We start from the raw sequence: 15,757 nt of genomic DNA, 5'->3' as shown, positions 1-15,757 counted from the left end.
GCCTGGCAGGTCCGCGCCCCGATCGGCAGGTCGACGGCGGATCAGCCGGGCAGGTCGCAGACCAGGATGAGCGTCCCGGGCATCAGCGCACCGCGCTCCGGGGACCACTGCCCCCAGGTCTCGGTCCTCCCGGGCGTCCACTCCGGTTCGAGGAGGTCGCGCAGCACGAACCCGGCGCCGACGACGGCCCGCACCCAGTCGCCGATCGTGCGGTGGTGCTCGACGTAGACCGTCGTCCCGTCCCCGTCGGTCTCCACGTACGGCGCACGGTCGAAGTAGGAGGAGACGACGCGCAGGTCCGCCGGGTCGGGGGAGTCGGGCATCGGCCACCGCATCGGGTGGTTCACCGAGGCGACCAGCCGCCCGCCCGGGCGCAGCACGCGGGCGACCTCGGCGAGCACGGCCCGCGCGTCGGCGACGAAGGGGAGGCCGCCGAAGGCCGAGCAGGCCAGGTCCACGCTCGCGTCCGCCAGCGGCAGCGCCCCCGCGTCGGCCTGCAGCAGCGGGACGTCGATGCCGGTGGACCGGTTCAGCTCCGCCGCGCGGGCGAGCATGCCCCCGGACACGTCGAACCCCACCGGGGAGGCGCCGGCCGTCCGCAGCCAGCGGGCGCAGGGGGCCGACCCGCAGCCGATCTCCAGCACCCGCCGCCCAGCGACCTCGCCCAGCAGGTGCGCGTCGGCCTCCCGCAGCCCCTCGGGGCACCAGAGGAAGTCGGCGTCGCCGAGGTCGCTGCCGTGCTCGGCGAGGTAGGCCGGTGCGGCGGCGTCCCACCAGCCCCGGTTGGCCCGGGCGGACTCGGCCGGGCCGGCCGCACGGCGGGTCACCCCACCGGCCGCCGGGTACCCGTCCTCGGCCAGCGGCAGTGGGGTGGAGGAGGGGCGCGCGGGGGTGCTGTCCATGACGCGCCGATGGTGACACGCCGCCGGGTGGGTGACCGTCCCGGCCGGGCCGCACCCCTGGTGGACCGGCCCTCGCCGGGTCCGTACGATGGGGATCACGCCAGAGGTCTGTGGCGTCGACCTCCCTGTGCGGGGGTCGGCATCGCCGTCTCCCGTGAACCTCCCCGCGGTCGTCCTCGGCCGCGGGTGATCCTGTCCCTACGCATCCCCCGTCCGGAGCACTCGACCACATGACCTCCACTCAGGTCCGTCCCGACAGCACCCCCCAGATCGCGGTGAACGACATCGGCACCGCCGAGGACTTCCTCGCCGCGATCGACCAGACGATCAAGTACTTCAACGACGGCGACATCGTCGAAGGCATCATCGTCAAGGTCGACCGGGACGAGGTGCTGCTGGACATCGGCTACAAGACCGAGGGCGTCATCCCCTCGCGTGAGCTGTCCATCAAGCACGACGTCGACCCGACCGAGGTCGTCAAGGTCGGCGACGAGGTGGAAGCCCTCGTCCTCCAGAAGGAGGACAAGGAAGGCCGGCTCATCCTGTCCAAGAAGCGGGCTCAGTACGAGCGCGCCTGGGGCACGATCGAGGCCAAGAAGGAAGCCGACGAGGTCGTCACCGGCACCGTCATCGAGGTCGTCAAGGGCGGTCTCATCCTCGACATCGGCCTGCGCGGCTTCCTCCCCGCCTCGCTGGTCGAGATGCGTCGCGTCCGCGACCTGCAGCCCTACGTGGGCCGCGAGCTCGAGGCGAAGATCATCGAGCTCGACAAGAACCGCAACAACGTCGTCCTCTCCCGTCGTCAGTGGCTGGAGCAGACCCAGTCCGAGGTCCGCAGCGAGTTCCTCAACAAGCTCGCCAAGGGCCAGGTCCGCACGGGCGTCGTCTCCTCGATCGTCAACTTCGGTGCCTTCGTGGACCTCGGTGGCGTCGACGGCCTGGTGCACGTCTCCGAGCTGTCCTGGAAGCACATCGACCACCCGTCCGAGGTCGTCGAGGTCGGCCAGGAGGTCACCGTCGAGGTCCTCGACGTCGACCTGGACCGTGAGCGGGTCTCGCTGTCGCTGAAGGCGACGCAGGAAGACCCGTGGCGTCAGTTCGCCCGCACGCACCAGATCGGTCAGGTCGTGCCGGGCAAGGTCACCAAGCTGGTCCCCTTCGGTGCGTTCGTGCGCGTCGACGAGGGCATCGAGGGCCTGGTGCACATCTCCGAGCTGGCCGAGCGCCACGTGGAGATCCCGGAGCAGGTCGTGCAGGTCGGCGACGAGATCCTGGTCAAGGTCATCGACATCGACCTGGACCGTCGGCGCATCTCGCTGTCGCTCAAGCAGGCCAACGAGGGCGTCGTCGGCGACGAGGAGCAGTTCGACCCGGCCGCCTACGGCATGGCCGCGCAGTACGACGAGCAGGGCAACTACGTCTACCCCGAGGGCTTCGACGCCTCCACCGGCGAGTGGCTCGAGGGCTACGACGAGGCCCGCGAGACGTGGGAGCGGCAGTACGCCGAGGCGCAGGCCCGGTTCGAGGCGCACCGCAAGCAGATCGCGGCGGCCAAGGAGGCCGACGCCGAGGCTGCGGCCGGCGGCAGCTACTCCAGCGAGCCGGAGGACACGCCGGACGCCCCCTCGACCGGTGGCACCCTCGCCTCCGACGAGGCACTGGCGGCCCTGCGGGCCAAGCTCGCCGGCGGCGAGTGACCCAGCAGCTCGGCTGAGCAGCACCTGACCGTGCGCCGTCCACCTCCGGGTGGGCGGCGCACGGTCGTCTGTGCCGGAGGGTGACCCGACCTCGCCAGAGGCGTTGCCCGGACCGCGACGACCCCGTCGACCATGGAGGTCGACGGGGTCGTGGCCGTTCGAGGCTCAGCCCTGAGCTGTCGGACGGTGGGTGCGTGCCGGCTCGTCCGTGAGCCGTTGGCGGGCGGGCAGCCGGAGCGCCTCAGCCCGCGGTCCTGCGCTCCAGCCGCGCCCCACTCGTGAGCTCGCGAGGGGTGCTGGCAGGAAGCCCTGCGTCAGAGGCTGAGGATGATGGCGAATGCGGTCCGCGGACGGCCGCCGGCGTTGGCCAGGAAGTCCCAGGTGTGCCGGCCGGAGCGGACGCTGGGCATCAGGGCGCGGAGGAACGCGGTCCCCCGGCGGCTCTGCGGCAGGCGCTCGCGCACGCCCGGCAGGTCCGAGCAGCGCACCCCGGCAGGGTTGTCGAGCCGGTGCCGACCACGGCGGGGAGTGCCAGCGGCCGACAGTGCGCCATCGAGCGTGGAACGGGACATGGTCGGTTCTGCCTCTCTCCTGTGGCGGGGGAAGTCCACCGGGACGAAAGGTAGGTCCTGTGACTGGTGTGACTGGTGCGACGCGCCGAGGGTGCCGTCGCCGTGACCTCCCCGAGACCTGCGGGTGGGGTGCGCCCTCCTAAGGTCGGCCCGTGTTGAGGATCGGGTTGACCGGGGGCATCGGTTCGGGGAAGAGCACCGTGGCGGCTCTGCTGGCCGAACGCGGTGCGGTCGTCGTGGACGCCGATCGACTGGCTCGGGAGGTCGTGGCGCCCGGCACGCCGGGTCTGGCGGCGATCGCCGAGGAGTTCGGGCCCGACGTGCTGGCCGGGGACGGCGCGTTGGACCGGGCCGCGCTCGCCGCGGTCGTCTTCGCCGATCCCGCCGCTCGGGCCCGGCTGGACGCGATCGTCCACCCCCGGGTCCGCGCCCGGGCCGCTGAGCTGGCCGCCGCCGCGCCGCCGGGGTCGGTCGTGGTGCAGGACGTGCCCCTGCTGGTCGAGACCGGCCAGGCGGGCTCCTTCGACCTCGTGCTGGTCGTGGAGACCGATCCGGAGACCCGGGTGGCCCGGCTGGTGGACCGGGGCCTGTCCGCCGCCGACGCGCGGGCACGGATCGCCAGCCAGGCCACCGACGAGGAGCGCCGTGCGGTCGCCGACGTCGTGCTGCACAACGACGGTGGACCGGAGGCGCTGGCGGAGCAGGTGCAGCGGTTCTGGTCCGAGCGGGTGGAGCCGGCGACGCGCTGACCGCGGCGATGAGTTCCGGCGGCCGGTGCAGTCCTCCCTGCAGGCCCCCCGGTGCGGGGTGCCGGTCGAGGAGCGGAGTGGAGATGGCCCAGCAGAAGATCGTCCCGAACCTGTGGTTCGACACCCAGGCCGAGGAGGCGGCGCAGTACTACATCGACGTCTTCGGCACGGGGCGGGTGCTCGACGTCACCCGGTACCCGGAGGGGGCGCCCGGCCCGGCCGGGTCGGTGATGACCGTGGAGTTCGAGCTGGCCGGCCAGCGGCTCGTCGGGATCAACGGTGGTCCCCAGTTCCCCTTCACCGAGGCCGTCTCGTTCCAGATCGACTGCGCCGACCAGGCCGAGGTCGACCGGTACTGGGACCGGCTCGTCGGCGACGGGGGAGAGGAGGGCCAGTGCGGGTGGCTCAAGGACCGGTACGGACTGTCCTGGCAGGTGGTCCCGGCCGGCATGGCCGAGGTCTTCGCCGACCCCGACCCGGCGCGGGCGCAGCGTGCCGTGCAGGCGATGCTCGGCATGCGGAAGCTGGACGTGGCGGCGCTCCGCGCTGCCGCGGACGGTGTGCCGGGCGCTGCCGCGGACGGTGTGCCGGTCGGCTGAGTGGGGATCGTCACAGCAGGCCCGGACCACCCGCAGAGCTGTGGTCGAGACGACGACAGGCCCCAGGTCCGTGGACCTGGGGCCTGCTGGAGCTGGTGGGCGATACTGGGATCGAACCAGTGACCTCTTCCGTGTCAGGGAAGCGCGCTACCGCTGCGCCAATCGCCCGTACCGGTCTGCCGACCGGCCTGCCTCCACACCCGTGCTCCGTGGAGGAGACGAGGTGGAGACGGGATTTGAACCCGTGTAGACGGCTTTGCAGGCCGTTGCCTCGCCTCTCGGCCACTCCACCGCACACCGGGCGCCGATCCAGAGACCAACGCCCGGGGTTCCGAGCGGACGACGGGATTCGAACCCGCGACCCTCACCTTGGCAAGGTGATGCTCTACCACTGAGCCACGTCCGCGTTGCGGATCAAGTCCGCGTTACGGGGAGAACTCTAACCGACCCGATTCGGGCCTCCAAACCGGGGGGGTCCGAGGAGTGTCGGGACGGGGATCTTCGCTGGTCAGCGGCGCGTGGAGGTCAGTGCGACGTGGGGTTGTCGGTGCCGCCGCGCAGCAGCGCGGTGAGCTCCTCGTCGACCTGCAGGAGCTCGCTCTCCGCGCCGACCGGCACGAGGGCGTCCGTCTCGCGCAGGAACTGGCCGACCGCGGCGCCGGACACCTCGAACAGCGCCTCGCCCGACGGAGCGCGCAGCTGGAGGAAGAGCACGTCCAACCCGTTGCGGGCCGGCCACAGCCGGACGTCGCCCTCGCCGACCGGTCCGATCAGGCCGGCCCGCAGCAGGTCACGGCTGAGCAGCCACTCGACGCTGCCCTCGTCGTCCGGGTCTGCGTCGTCGAGGCCGGGCGCCTGGGCCGCCGCCTCGTCGTCGTGGACGTCGACCACCTCACCGCTGTCGTCGCCGAAGCGGACGCGCACGGCGAACGGGTCGGTGGAGTCGTAGACGAGGGCGGCCGGGACGGCCGTCCAGGACTGGGGGCCGATGAGGTGGAACGTCGTCCGAGCGGTGCAGCCGGACATCGAGTGGCGAGGCATGCCTCCTTAACGACCCAGAACGGCCCTTGGTCACGCATGGTCTCGGCGTGTCGCGCCACACCCGTCACATGCGCCCCAGGAGGCGACACCCGACACGGCCCGTCGCCGGCGCCCAGCCCGTCGCACGAGGTGGTGAACCGATCAGCGCCGACGCGCCGAACGCCGCGTGTGACCATGGGCCTCGTGAGCCGACCAGTGCGCAGTCCCGAGGACGGCGCAGCCGACCTCGAACTGGTCCGCCGGATGGCGGCTGGTGACCGCACGGCGGTCGACGACCTCTACCTGCGCTTCCGGCGCCCGGCCTTCGCCCTCGCCCGCCGGGTGCTGGCCGACGAGGTGCTGGCCGAGGACGTGCTCCAGGACGTCTTCCTGGGCATCTGGCGCAACCCCGGCGCCTTCGACGGCAGCCGGGGCAGCGTCGCCTCCTGGGTGCTGACGATGGTCCACCACAAGGCGGTGGACGCCGTCCGACGTGAGGAGTCGCATCGCCGCCGCACGGCACGGGCCGAGGAGGACATGGCCCTCGCGGCACCGACCGAGACACACGACGTCGAGGACGAGGCCTGGGAGCGGGTGGAGGCCGGTCGCGTGCGGACGGCGCTGCGCTCCCTGCCCGATCCGCAACGGGAGGCGCTGACGTTGGCCTACTACGGCGGGTACACCCAGCGGGAGGTGGCCGCCCTGACCGGCACCCCGCTGGGGACGGTCAAGACCCGGATGCTGGCCGGCATGCGCCGGCTCAAGGAGACGCTCGGCACGGGGTTGCCCGGGATCACGCCGGCCGACGGGACCTCCCGATGACCGCACCGACGAACGGCCGGGACGACGAGCACCGGCGCTGGGAGGAGCTCGCCGTCGGCTGGGCGCTGCACGCCCTCGAGCCCGAGGACGAGGACGTCTTCGCCGCCCACCTCGCCGACTGCGACCGCTGCGCGGACACGGTCGCCGAGACCGCCGAGGTCATGACGGCGATGTCCAGCGACCTGCCCCAGGCGGAGCCGTCGGACACCCTGCGCGACCGGCTGCGCGCCGCGGTCGAGGAGACCGAGCAGCTGCCGCAGAACACCCGCCCCGCGCGTCGGCGTGAGCAGTCCCCGGCTGCGGCGGCCCGTCCCGCTGCCCGGTCGGCCCCCTCCGGCGCCGGCACGGGCAGCACCTCCGCCCGGGACCTGCAGCTGCCCCTGCCCACCCGGTTCGCCGACCCGCGCCCGGCCTGGAAGCGGGTGCTGCCGACCGCGCTGGTCGCCGCCGGGGTGGCTGCGGTGCTGGCGCTGGGCGCCTGGAACGTCGCGCTCACCAGTGCCCGCGACGAGGCCGTGGCCGCAGCGGCCGAGCGGGCACAGGTGCTGGACGCGCTCCTGGAGCCGGGGCAGGCCACCATCGCCCCGCTCGCCGGGGACGAGGACGGACCGGAGCTCGCCACGGTCGTCGCCCGGGACGGTCAGCTGCAGGTGCTGGCCGACGGACTGCCGGTCAACGACCCCAGCGAGAGCACCTACGTCGTCTGGGGGTTGCCCGATGGTCCCCCGGTGGCCATCGGCACGTTCGACGTGGTCACTTCAGAGATCGACCTGCGAACCGTAGGCTCAGCGGCGACCGGACTCGACGAGTACCCCGCCTACGGCGTCAGCATCGAGCCCGGTCGACAGGCTCCGTCGGAACCGACGGACATCGTCGCGACCGGGCAGGTGACCAGCTGAACGGACAGGACACGATGGCAGCCCCGGGTGAGCACGTGCCGGGTCCGGCGGACCCGGACCTGCCCGAGACCGCCGAGCAGCGCCGTGCCCGCTACGACGCCGACGAGGTGCACAGCCTGCGGGAGCGGGTCGCCGAGGCGAGCTGGCGCCGGTGGATCGCCGCCCGCCGCAGCATGGACACCCCCTACCGGGGCGCGGTCGGGCTGGTGGGCGGCCTGGTCGTGACCTTCGGCATCGTCACCATCCCGCTCCCGGGGCCCGGGTGGCTGACCGTGATCGCCGGGCTGTTCCTGCTCGCCACCGAGTTCACCTGGGCCGAACGGGTGCTGGAGTTCACCCGGATGCACGTCGCCCGGTGGTCGGACTGGCTGAACCGCCAGCAGTTGGTCGTCCGCCTGGCCATCGCCGCCCTGACCGCGGCGTTCGTGGTGGCCGTGCTGATCGTGACCCTGCACATGACCGGCGTCCCGGACTGGGTGCCGGGGTGGGTGCCACTCTGGCGTTGAGCGTCTGGCAAGATGTTCGACGCACCCGGGCGATTGGCTCAGCGGTAGAGCGCTTCGTTCACACCGAAGAGGTCACTGGTTCGATCCCAGTATCGCCCACCGGATGCAAGGGCCAGGTGAACCCGGAGACGGGGAGCCTGGCCCTTCGTCGTCCCGGGGGTCCCTGGACCGGCGCGCCCGTCCCCAACGGGCGCACCATGGACGCGATGGCACTGGACCGGGCTGCCCGACTACGGGTCGCCGTGCAGCGCGACGGACCCACCTGCGTGTGGTGCGGCCGGACGTTCGGCGGGCAGGTGGTCCCGACCACCGAGCACGTGGTGCCACGGGTCAAGGGCGGGCCGTCCTGGCTGGAGAACGAGGTGGCCGCCTGCCGCCGCTGCAACTCCGAGCGCGGGCACACCGCGCCGGTCCCGTGGCTGGAGGAGTGCGAGCGCCGCGGCTGGCACCCCGACGAGCTCCGGCTGACCCGGGTGCTCGTCGCACTGGACGAGGCCATCGCCGAGCGTGGGGGGCAGCGTCGGGCCCGTCCGCACGTGGAGGCGCAGCTGCGGCGACTGCGGCGCCGGGGGAGCCCGTCGGCCGGGCAGGCCGCCCGGTCGCGCCCCGCGTAGCGTCGGCGAGGTGAGCGATGCGGTGGGCAAGGTCGGCCAGATCTCGGTGTACCCGGTGAAGTCCCTGGCCGGGCGGGTGGTCCCGGCCGTGGAGGTCGAGGACGCCGGCCTGCACGGGGACCGGGCGTGGTCGGTGGTCGAGGTCGACACCGGCGAGCGGGTCACCGTGAAGACCACCCCCCGGTTGAGCGAGGTCGTGCCCACCGGCGACAGCGAGGCCGACACCCTCACCCTCACCGAGGTGCTGGGGCGACCGGTCCGGCTGGCTGCTGCTGCGGGAGGCCCACAGGTCGACGCCGCCGCCGTCCACCTGGTGTCCCGCGAGGCCGTCGCGCGGGCCGCGGAGGGCGACGTGCCCGAGGGCTGCTCGGCCGACGACCCGCGCGCCAACCTGCTGCTGCACCTGCCCGACGGGCAGGACGAGCGGTCCTGGGTCGGCCGGCGGCTGCGGATCGGCACCGCGGAGCTCGACGTGGTCCGCACGCCCAAGCACTGCCTCGGCGTCTACGCCGAGGTCCGCACCCCGGGCCTGGTCGCCGAGGGGGACGAGGTCCAGCTGCTCGACTGACGTGGGCAGACCCGTCCCGGGCTCCGCGGTCGCTACCCTCCAGACCGTGACCAGGAGAGCTGCGGTGGCCCTGTGCGTGGCGCTGCTGGCCGGCTGTGGCGCTGACGTGGAGTCCCCGGTCGCGGAGGCGCCGGCCCCGTCGTCGTCGGCCCCGTCGGCCGCTCCGTCGTCGGCAGCGCCCCCGCCGGCGCCGGACTCGTTCACCCTCGTCGCGACCGGGGACGTCCTGGTGCACCAGGGTCGCGCGCTGACCTCCGGCGCCCAGCAGCCCGACGGCAGCTGGGACTTCTCCGCCGTCTTCGCCGGGGTGGCGCCGGTCCTGCAGGCCGCCGACCTGGCGATCTGCCACCTGGAGACGCCGGTCGCACCGGTCGGCGGGCCGTACTCGGGGTACCCGTCCTTCGCCGTCCAGCCCGAGATCGTCGACGCCCTCGCCGACGCCGGGTACGACCTGTGCTCGACCGCCTCCAACCACTCCCTGGACGACGGCTTCGACGGGCTGGTGCGCACCCTGGACGCCCTCGATGCGGCGGGCATCGCGCACACCGGCACCCACCGCAGCTCGGCGGAGAGCGAGCAGCCCGTGGTCGTCGACGTCGGGGGAGTCCAGGTCGGGCACGTGGCCACGACCTTCTCGCTCAACGGGGTCCCGCTGCCGGCCGACGCGCCCTGGGCGGTGGACACCTTCGCGGTGCCCGACGTCAGCGAGGTGCTGGCCGATGCGGCCGCTGCCCGGGCGGCGGGCGCGGAGGTGGTGGTGGCCAGCGTGCACTGCTGCGCCGAGTACGACCACGCGCCGACGGCGGCGCAGGAGGAGGCGGTGCGCACGCTGCTCGCCTCACCGGACGTCGACCTGGTGCTCGGGCACCACGCGCACGTCGTCCAGCCGTTCGAGCAGATCGGCGGCGAGTGGGTGGCCTACGGCCTGGGCAACCACCTCGCCGAGCACAGCACCCGTGGGTACGACACCGAGGACTCGGTGATCGCCCGGTTCACCTTCACCCGGGGCGAGGACGGCCGGTTCACCGTGTCGCAGGCCGAGGCGGTGCCGGTGCGGATCGAGGTCGGGGCTGCCGACGCCGGCGGTGCCGCCGTCCGCCTGGTGCCCGCCGACCCGGAGAGCGCCGCGCGGATCGGTGCGGTGCTCGACGCGCGGGGCGCGGTCGCCGCCGGGCTGGCGATCGTCCCCGGCTGACCGGGACCGTCGTCCCGGCGCACTAGTCTCGACTGCGCCCGGCCGACCGGTCGGGCCCGTCGCCTGACCTCCGGGAGCTCTCGTGTCCAGCCCGCCTCCGCCCACCGCCGCCACTGCCGCGATCCGGGTGCCGGCCGGGACGACGGCCCTCCAAGCGCTCAAGGACGCCGGGGTGCCGCTGAAGGGCCCGGACGGCGCGGTCGTCGTCCGGGACGTGGTCGCCGGCGACCTCAAGGACCTCGGCTGGGCCCCGGAAGCCGACGCGGAGGTCGAGCCGGTTCCCGCCGCCAGCCCCGACGGTCGCGCGGTCATCCGGCACTCCACCGCGCACGTGCTGGCCCAGGCCGTGCAGGACCTCTTCCCGGGCACCCGGCTGGGCATCGGCCCGCCGGTGGAGAACGGCTTCTACTACGACTTCGACCCCGAGCGGCCGTTCACCCCGGAGGACCTGCAGGCGCTGGAGAAGCGCATGCAGGCGATCGTGAAGCAGGGGCAGAACTTCAGCCGCCGGGAGATCGGTGACGACGAGGCGCGGGCCGAGCTGGCGCACGAGCCGTACAAGCTGGAGCTGATCGGGCTCAAGGGCGGTGCCGGCCAGGACGGGGCCGGCCAGGACGGGGCCGGCGAGGAGGTCGCCGAGGGCGCCGACGTCGAGGTGGGCGGCGCTCAGCTGACCATGTACGACAACCTCGACCCGCGCACCGGCGACCGGCTGTGGACCGACCTGTGCCGTGGTCCGCACCTGCCGCGGACCAGCACCATCCCGGCGTTCTCCCTCACCCGCAGCGCCGCCGCCTACTGGCGGGGGAGCGAGAAGAACCCGCAGCTGCAGCGGGTCTACGGCACCGCCTGGGAGAGCAAGGACGCGCACAAGGCGTACCTGGAGCAGGTCGCCGAGGCCGAGCGCCGCGACCACCGCAAGCTCGGCGTCGAGCTCGACCTGTTCAGCTTCCCCGACGAGATCGGCTCGGGCCTCGCCGTCTTCCACCCCAAGGGCGGGGTGGTGAAGCGGGAGATGGAGGACTACGTCCGCCGCCGGCACCTGGAGGAGGGGTTCGACTACGTCGGCACCCCGCACATCAGCAAGCGCGGGCTCTTCGAGACCTCCGGGCACCTGCCGTACTACGAGGAGACGATGTTCCCGGCCATGGAGCTGGAGAACAGCGAGTACTTCCTCAAGGCGATGAACTGCCCGATGCACAACCTGATCTTCCGGTCGCGCGGGCGGTCCTACCGCGAGCTGCCGCTGCGGTTCTTCGAGTTCGGCTCGGTGTACCGGTACGAGAAGTCCGGCGTCGTGCACGGCCTGACCCGCGTCCGCGGGCTGACCCAGGACGACTCGCACAGCTACGTCACCCCGCAGCAGGCGCCCGGGGAGGTCCGGCACCTGCTGGCCTTCGTCCTCGGCCTGCTGCGCGACTTCGGCCTGGACGACTACTACCTGGAGCTGTCCACCCGGGACGACGGCCCGAAGTTCATCGGCTCCGACGAGGAGTGGGCCACCGCCACCGCGGTGCTGGAGGAGGCGGCCCGGGAGACCGGCCTGGAGCTCGTCCCGGACCCCGGTGGTGCGGCCTACTACGGCCCGAAGATCTCCGTCCAGGCCCGCGACGCCATCGGCCGCACCTGGCAGATGTCCACCATCCAGTACGACTTCAACCAGCCGGCCCGCTTCGGCCTGGAGTTCAGCGCCGCCGACGGCACCCGGCAGCAGCCGGTCATGATCCACTCGGCGAAGTTCGGCTCCATCGAGCGGTTCTTCGGCGTGCTGACCGAGCACTACGCCGGCGCCTTCCCGGCCTGGCTCGCCCCGGTCCAGGTGGTCGGCATCCCGATCACCGACGAGCAGGTGCCGTACCTGACCGACGTCGCCCTGCAGCTGCGCCAGCGCGGCATCCGGGTGGAGGTCGACGACTCCGACGACCGGATGCAGAAGAAGATCCGCACCGCCAGCAAGCAGAAGGTGCCCTTCGTGCTGATCGCCGGGGCCACCGACGCCGAGGCGGGGGCGGTCTCCTTCCGCTACCGCGACGGCTCGCAGCGCAACGGCGTCCCGGTGGCCGAGGCGGTGGCCCAGGTGGCCGCCTGGGTCGAGGGTCGGCACAACAGCGACCCGACCGCGGAGACCCCGATGGTGGCCGGATGACCGGGGGCGCGGGCACTGGGACGGGCATGGGCGAGGAGCCGGTCGCCTACCGGGTGCCGCTGCGCAACGACGACGACGGGCCGACCTCGGGCTTCGAGCACCTGTGGACGCCCTACCGGATGGCCTACATCCGCGGGGAGAACAAGCCGACCGGCGACCACGACTGCCCGTTCTGCCTGATCCCGGCGATGTCGGACGAGGACGGGCTGATCGTGGCCCGGGGCGAGACGGTGTTCGCCGTGCTCAACCTCTACCCGTACAACGCCGGCCACCTGATGGTCGTGCCGTACCGGCACGTGCCCGACTACACCGACCTGACCATCACCGAGGTGGCCGAGCTCGGCGCCTTCACCCAGACGGCGATGCGCGTGGTGCGGTCGGTCAGCGGCGCGCACGGGTTCAACATCGGGATGAACCAGGGCTCGGTCGCCGGCGCCGGCATCGCCGACCACCTGCACCAGCACGCGGTGCCGCGCTGGGGCGGGGACACCAACTTCATGCCGGTGGTCGGGCTGACCCGGGTGCTGCCGCAGGTGCTGGCCGAGACCCGGGCCCTGCTGGCCGGCGCCTGGCCAGCTGCCGGCCAGGGGGCCGGCCCCGCCCCGCACCCGACGGTGGCCTGAGTGCTCGGCGTCAACCTCCGGCCGGCCGTCGGCCGCTTCTGGGCGCCCGTGGTGCGCGGCCTGGTCCGGGCCGGCGTCACCGCGGACGCGGTGACCCTCACCGGCACCCTCGGGGCGGTCGTCTCCGCGGTCTTCCTGATCGGGAACGGGCAGCTGTTCTGGGGCGCCCTGGCCGTGACCGTCTTCGTGCTGCTGGACATGCTCGACGGCGCCCTCGCCCGGGCCCGTGGGGGCGGTTCGGTCTTCGGTGCGGTGCTGGACTCCGCCGGTGACCGGGCCGCCGACGCCGCCATCTTCGGCGGGCTGGTCTGGTGGTTCTCCGGTGTCGGCGACAACCGGCTGCTGGTGCTGCTCGCGCTGCTGTGCCTGGTGCTCGGGGTGCTCACCTCCTACATCAAGGCCCGCGCCGAGGGGGTCGGGCTGTCGGCCGACGTGGGGATCGTCGAGCGCACCGAACGGCTGATCCTGGTGCTGGTCGGCACCGGGTTCACCGGCCTGGGCATCCCGTACGCGGTCCACGTCGCGCTGTGGGTGCTGCTCGTGGGCAGTGCCGTGACGGTCGCGCAGCGGTTCGCCGCAGTCCGCCGGGAAGCCCACGGACGTCGACTGCCGACGTCGCCCCCCGACCAGCCGTCCGAGCGCCCCGCCCCGTGAGCCGCCGCGTCGACCTGCTCGCCCGGCTCACCGACGCCGGGTACGCAGCCGGCTGGCGGGCCGTCCGGCTGCTGCCCGAGCCGGTGGCCCGAGCCGGCTTCGCAGCGGGCGGCGCGCTCGCCGTGCGCCGCGGCGGTCGGGGTGCCCGGCAGTTGCGGGCCAACCTGGACGTCGTCACCGGCGGCGGCCTGGACGACGCCGCGCTGGACGACCTCACCCGGCAGGCGATGCAGTCCTACGCCCGCTACTGGCAGGAGGCCTTCCGGCTGCCCACGCTGTCCAGCGAGCGCATCCTCGCCGGCTCGGAGCTGCGCGGCCGGGAGCACCTGGAGGCCGCGCGTGCCCAGGGCCGCGGCATCGTCCTCGCCCTGCCGCACAGCGGGAACTGGGACGCCGCCGGGGTGTGGCTGATCGCCTGGCTCGGCGGGCCCTTCCTGACCGTCGCCGAGCGGCTGCGGCCGGAGTCGCTGTACCGCCGGTTCGTCGCCTTCCGGGAACGGCTGGGCATGCGGGTCGTGCCGCTCACCGGCGGCGAGCGGCCCAGCTCGGCGGTGCTGCGCGAGTGGCTGGCCGACGGCGGGACCGCCTGCCTGCTGATGGACCGCGACCTGTCCGGCAGTGGTGTGCCGGTCACCTTCTTCGGCCGCCGGACGACGATGCCCGGCGGCCCGGCCCTGGTCGCGGCCCAGACCGGGGCCACCCTGCTGCCCGCCGTCTGCCAGTTCGACGGGGCGGGGTGGCAGTTCGTCGTCCACCCCCCGGTGCCGCTCGACGGGCCGGGCCGGCTGCGGGACCGGGTGACCAGCGCCACCCAGCAGGTCGCCGACGCCTTCGCCACGACGATCGCCGAGCGTCCCGAGGACTGGCACGTGCTCGGCCGGGTCTGGCCCGAGGTCGGCCCCGAGGGTCGTCTCCCGGCGCCCTCGGCCGTGTCCACGCCGGCGGCGGAGGTGGGGTGATGCGGATCGGGCTGGTCTGCCCCTACCAGTGGGACGTCCCCGGTGGCGTGCAGTACCACGTGCGCGACCTCGCCGAGACGCTGCGCGGGCTCGGACACCACGTGGAGGTCCTGACCCCGGCACTGCACGAGGAGTCGCTGCCCGCCGAGCACGTGACGTGGGCCGGTCGCGCGGTGCCGGTGCCCTACAACGGCTCGATGGCCAGCATCTCCTTCGGCCTGGTCTCCGCCGCCCGGGCGCGCCGCTGGCTGCGGGACGGGCACTTCGACGTCGTCCACGTGCACGAGCCGGCGTCGGTGTCGCTGTCGCTGCTGGTCTGCATCATCGCCGAGGGCCCGATCGTGGCCACCTTCCACGCGGCGACCACCCGGTCCAAGGTGCTCGCGGCGCTCGGGCCGTGGGCACGCCCGTGGCTGGAGAAGGTGTCCGGCCGGATCGCCGTCTCCGACTTCGCCCGCCGCGTGCAGGTCGAGCACCTGGGTGGCGATGCGGTGGTCATCCCGAACGGGGTGCACGTCGCGGCCTTCGCCGAGGGGCCGACGCTGGCCGGCTACCGGCGGGGCACCGACGCCCCGACGATCGGCTTCCTCGGCCGCTACGACGAGCCGCGCAAGGGCCTTCCGGTGCTCCTGGAGGCGATGCGGACCGTGGTCGCCGGACACCCGCGGGCCCGGCTGCTCATCGCCGGCCGCGGCGACCCCGACGAGCTGGACGAGCTGCTGACCGACGACCTGCGCCCGCACGTCACGGTCCTCGGGGAGCTGGACGAACCGGCGAAGGCGGCCTTCCTCCGGTCGATCGACGTCTACTGCGCCCCGAACCTGCTGGGGGAGTCCTTCGGGGTGATCCTGCTGGAGGCGATGGGCGCCGGCGCGCCGGTGGTCGCCAGCGACCTCGACGCCTTCGCCCGGGTCCTGGCGGACGGCGCCGCCGGGGTGCTGGTCCGGCGCGGGGACGCGGCCGCGCTGGCCGCAGCGCTCGGCGGCCTGCTGGCCGACCCCGCCCGGCGGGCGGAGCTGCAGGCGGCCGGCCGGCGGGCCGTCGCCGACTACGACTGGGCCGTGGTCGCCCAGCGGATCCTCGCCGTCTACGAGACGGTCGCCCCGCCGGGCGGCACCGGGGTGACCGCCTCCACCGCGGCCGACGCCGCCCTCCTGGGTGACCTCCCCGACGCGATCGGCGGACCCGCGGCGTCAGGGCCCTTCCGCAGGCGGGTGCACCGCTAGCCTGGT

Annotated in this window: 17 protein-coding genes and 4 tRNA genes; 15 read left to right on the top strand and 6 right to left on the bottom strand. The window is 73.7% G+C overall.

What is annotated here, in order from left to right:
- Nucleotides 1-41: 41 nt before the first annotated feature.
- A complete protein-coding gene (locus tag O2W16_RS00885) occupies nucleotides 42-902 on the bottom strand; it encodes a class I SAM-dependent methyltransferase (protein ID WP_269156910.1) in 861 nt (286 codons plus the stop codon).
- Nucleotides 903-1,132: 230 nt separating this feature from the next.
- Here O2W16_RS00885 and rpsA point away from each other — a divergent pair, with 230 nt between their 5' ends.
- Nucleotides 1,133-2,599 carry a 30S ribosomal protein S1 gene (gene rpsA, locus O2W16_RS00880; RefSeq protein ID WP_269156909.1) on the top strand — a complete coding sequence of 489 codons (1,467 nt, stop codon included), beginning with the start codon at nucleotides 1,133-1,135 and terminating at the stop codon, nucleotides 2,597-2,599.
- A 314-nt stretch (nucleotides 2,600-2,913) separates the two neighbouring features.
- Here rpsA and O2W16_RS00875 read toward each other — a convergent pair whose 3' ends face one another.
- Nucleotides 2,914-3,087 carry a hypothetical protein gene (locus O2W16_RS00875; RefSeq protein WP_269156908.1) on the bottom strand — a complete coding sequence of 58 codons (174 nt, stop codon included), beginning with the start codon at nucleotides 3,085-3,087 and terminating at the stop codon, nucleotides 2,914-2,916.
- Nucleotides 3,088-3,323: 236 nt separating this feature from the next.
- Between O2W16_RS00875 and coaE the strand changes: the two genes are divergently transcribed.
- Nucleotides 3,324-3,920 (top strand): dephospho-CoA kinase, encoded by a 597-nt coding sequence (gene coaE, locus O2W16_RS00870; protein ID WP_269156907.1) that lies wholly within the window; start codon nucleotides 3,324-3,326, stop codon nucleotides 3,918-3,920.
- A gap of 83 nt (nucleotides 3,921-4,003) precedes the next feature.
- Nucleotides 4,004-4,519 (top strand): VOC family protein, encoded by a 516-nt coding sequence (locus O2W16_RS00865; RefSeq protein ID WP_269156906.1) that lies wholly within the window; start codon nucleotides 4,004-4,006, stop codon nucleotides 4,517-4,519.
- Between the two features lie 93 nt (nucleotides 4,520-4,612).
- Here O2W16_RS00865 and O2W16_RS00860 read toward each other — a convergent pair.
- From O2W16_RS00860 to O2W16_RS00845, 4 genes are all read right to left on the bottom strand, one after another.
- A tRNA-Val gene (locus O2W16_RS00860) sits at nucleotides 4,613-4,687 on the bottom strand.
- A 53-nt stretch (nucleotides 4,688-4,740) separates the two neighbouring features.
- Nucleotides 4,741-4,811: transfer RNA gene (locus tag O2W16_RS00855), tRNA-Cys, on the bottom strand.
- A 42-nt stretch (nucleotides 4,812-4,853) separates the two neighbouring features.
- Nucleotides 4,854-4,925, bottom strand: a tRNA-Gly gene (locus O2W16_RS00850).
- 119 nt (nucleotides 4,926-5,044) lie between these two features.
- The gene (locus tag O2W16_RS00845; protein WP_269156905.1) at nucleotides 5,045-5,560 is read right to left on the bottom strand and encodes an SsgA family sporulation/cell division regulator; all 516 of its coding nucleotides are present in this window, start codon (nucleotides 5,558-5,560) and stop codon (nucleotides 5,045-5,047) included.
- A gap of 174 nt (nucleotides 5,561-5,734) precedes the next feature.
- On the opposite strand from O2W16_RS00845, the gene O2W16_RS00840 reads away from it, so the two are divergent.
- The 12 genes from O2W16_RS00840 (at nucleotide 5,735) to O2W16_RS00785 (ending at nucleotide 15,751) form a co-directional block, all read left to right on the top strand.
- Nucleotides 5,735-6,361, top strand: coding sequence for a sigma-70 family RNA polymerase sigma factor (locus tag O2W16_RS00840; RefSeq protein ID WP_269156904.1), 627 nt, complete (start codon nucleotides 5,735-5,737; stop codon nucleotides 6,359-6,361).
- The gene (locus O2W16_RS00835) at nucleotides 6,358-7,260 is read left to right on the top strand and encodes an anti-sigma factor (RefSeq protein WP_269156903.1); all 903 of its coding nucleotides are present in this window, start codon (nucleotides 6,358-6,360) and stop codon (nucleotides 7,258-7,260) included. The genes O2W16_RS00840 and O2W16_RS00835 overlap by 4 nt, the downstream gene beginning before the upstream one ends.
- A 14-nt stretch (nucleotides 7,261-7,274) precedes the next feature.
- On the top strand, nucleotides 7,275-7,766 hold the full coding sequence (locus tag O2W16_RS00830) for a TIGR02611 family protein (protein ID WP_269156902.1): 492 nt from the start codon (nucleotides 7,275-7,277) through the stop codon (nucleotides 7,764-7,766).
- Between the two features lie 27 nt (nucleotides 7,767-7,793).
- Nucleotides 7,794-7,865, top strand: a tRNA-Val gene (locus O2W16_RS00825).
- 107 nt (nucleotides 7,866-7,972) lie between these two features.
- A complete protein-coding gene (locus O2W16_RS00820; RefSeq protein ID WP_269156901.1) occupies nucleotides 7,973-8,380 on the top strand; it encodes an HNH endonuclease in 408 nt (135 codons plus the stop codon).
- Nucleotides 8,381-8,390: 10 nt separating this feature from the next.
- A complete protein-coding gene (locus O2W16_RS00815) occupies nucleotides 8,391-8,948 on the top strand; it encodes an MOSC N-terminal beta barrel domain-containing protein (protein WP_269156900.1) in 558 nt (185 codons plus the stop codon).
- A 46-nt stretch (nucleotides 8,949-8,994) separates the two neighbouring features.
- Nucleotides 8,995-10,143 carry a CapA family protein gene (locus tag O2W16_RS00810; RefSeq protein ID WP_269156899.1) on the top strand — a complete coding sequence of 383 codons (1,149 nt, stop codon included), beginning with the start codon at nucleotides 8,995-8,997 and terminating at the stop codon, nucleotides 10,141-10,143.
- Between the two features lie 82 nt (nucleotides 10,144-10,225).
- Nucleotides 10,226-12,289: a threonine--tRNA ligase gene (thrS, locus tag O2W16_RS00805; RefSeq protein ID WP_269156898.1), complete on the top strand. Its 2,064-nt coding sequence runs from the start codon at nucleotides 10,226-10,228 to the stop codon at nucleotides 12,287-12,289.
- Nucleotides 12,286-12,912, top strand: coding sequence for an HIT family protein (locus O2W16_RS00800; RefSeq protein ID WP_269156897.1), 627 nt, complete (start codon nucleotides 12,286-12,288; stop codon nucleotides 12,910-12,912). The genes thrS and O2W16_RS00800 overlap by 4 nt, the downstream gene beginning before the upstream one ends.
- Nucleotides 12,913-13,566 carry a phosphatidylinositol phosphate synthase gene (pgsA, locus tag O2W16_RS00795; protein ID WP_269156896.1) on the top strand — a complete coding sequence of 218 codons (654 nt, stop codon included), beginning with the start codon at nucleotides 12,913-12,915 and terminating at the stop codon, nucleotides 13,564-13,566.
- The gene (locus O2W16_RS00790) at nucleotides 13,563-14,525 is read left to right on the top strand and encodes a phosphatidylinositol mannoside acyltransferase (protein ID WP_269156895.1); all 963 of its coding nucleotides are present in this window, start codon (nucleotides 13,563-13,565) and stop codon (nucleotides 14,523-14,525) included. The genes pgsA and O2W16_RS00790 overlap by 4 nt, the downstream gene beginning before the upstream one ends.
- A complete protein-coding gene (locus O2W16_RS00785) occupies nucleotides 14,525-15,751 on the top strand; it encodes a glycosyltransferase family 4 protein (protein WP_269156894.1) in 1,227 nt (408 codons plus the stop codon). Before O2W16_RS00790 ends, O2W16_RS00785 begins: the two co-directional genes overlap by 1 nt.
- Nucleotides 15,752-15,757: the final 6 nt, after the last annotated feature.

Source organism: Modestobacter sp. VKM Ac-2984, from assembly GCF_026967985.1.
GTDB lineage: Bacteria > Actinomycetota > Actinomycetes > Mycobacteriales > Geodermatophilaceae > Modestobacter.
The sequence above is the reverse complement of the archived record's forward strand: the minus strand, read 5'-3'. Positions and strand labels throughout refer to the sequence as shown.

Bases quoted from the DNA above. Each gene is read 5' to 3' on its own strand.
- rpsA (WP_269156909.1), top strand. From the start codon at position 1,133: ATGACCTCCACTCAGGTCCGTCCCGACAGCACCCCCCAGATCGCGGTG.
- O2W16_RS00800 (WP_269156897.1), top strand. From the start codon at position 12,286: ATGACCGGGGGCGCGGGCACTGGGACGGGCATGGGCGAGGAGCCGGTC.
- O2W16_RS00835 (WP_269156903.1), top strand. From the start codon at position 6,358: ATGACCGCACCGACGAACGGCCGGGACGACGAGCACCGGCGCTGGGAG.
- O2W16_RS00785 (WP_269156894.1), top strand. From the start codon at position 14,525: ATGCGGATCGGGCTGGTCTGCCCCTACCAGTGGGACGTCCCCGGTGGC.
- O2W16_RS00820 (WP_269156901.1), top strand. From the start codon at position 7,973: ATGGCACTGGACCGGGCTGCCCGACTACGGGTCGCCGTGCAGCGCGAC.
- O2W16_RS00885 (WP_269156910.1), bottom strand. From the start codon at position 902: ATGGACAGCACCCCCGCGCGCCCCTCCTCCACCCCACTGCCGCTGGCC.
- O2W16_RS00840 (WP_269156904.1), top strand. From the start codon at position 5,735: ATGGGCCTCGTGAGCCGACCAGTGCGCAGTCCCGAGGACGGCGCAGCC.
- O2W16_RS00830 (WP_269156902.1), top strand. From the start codon at position 7,275: ATGGCAGCCCCGGGTGAGCACGTGCCGGGTCCGGCGGACCCGGACCTG.
- O2W16_RS00845 (WP_269156905.1), bottom strand. From the start codon at position 5,560: ATGCCTCGCCACTCGATGTCCGGCTGCACCGCTCGGACGACGTTCCAC.
- O2W16_RS00865 (WP_269156906.1), top strand. From the start codon at position 4,004: ATGGCCCAGCAGAAGATCGTCCCGAACCTGTGGTTCGACACCCAGGCC.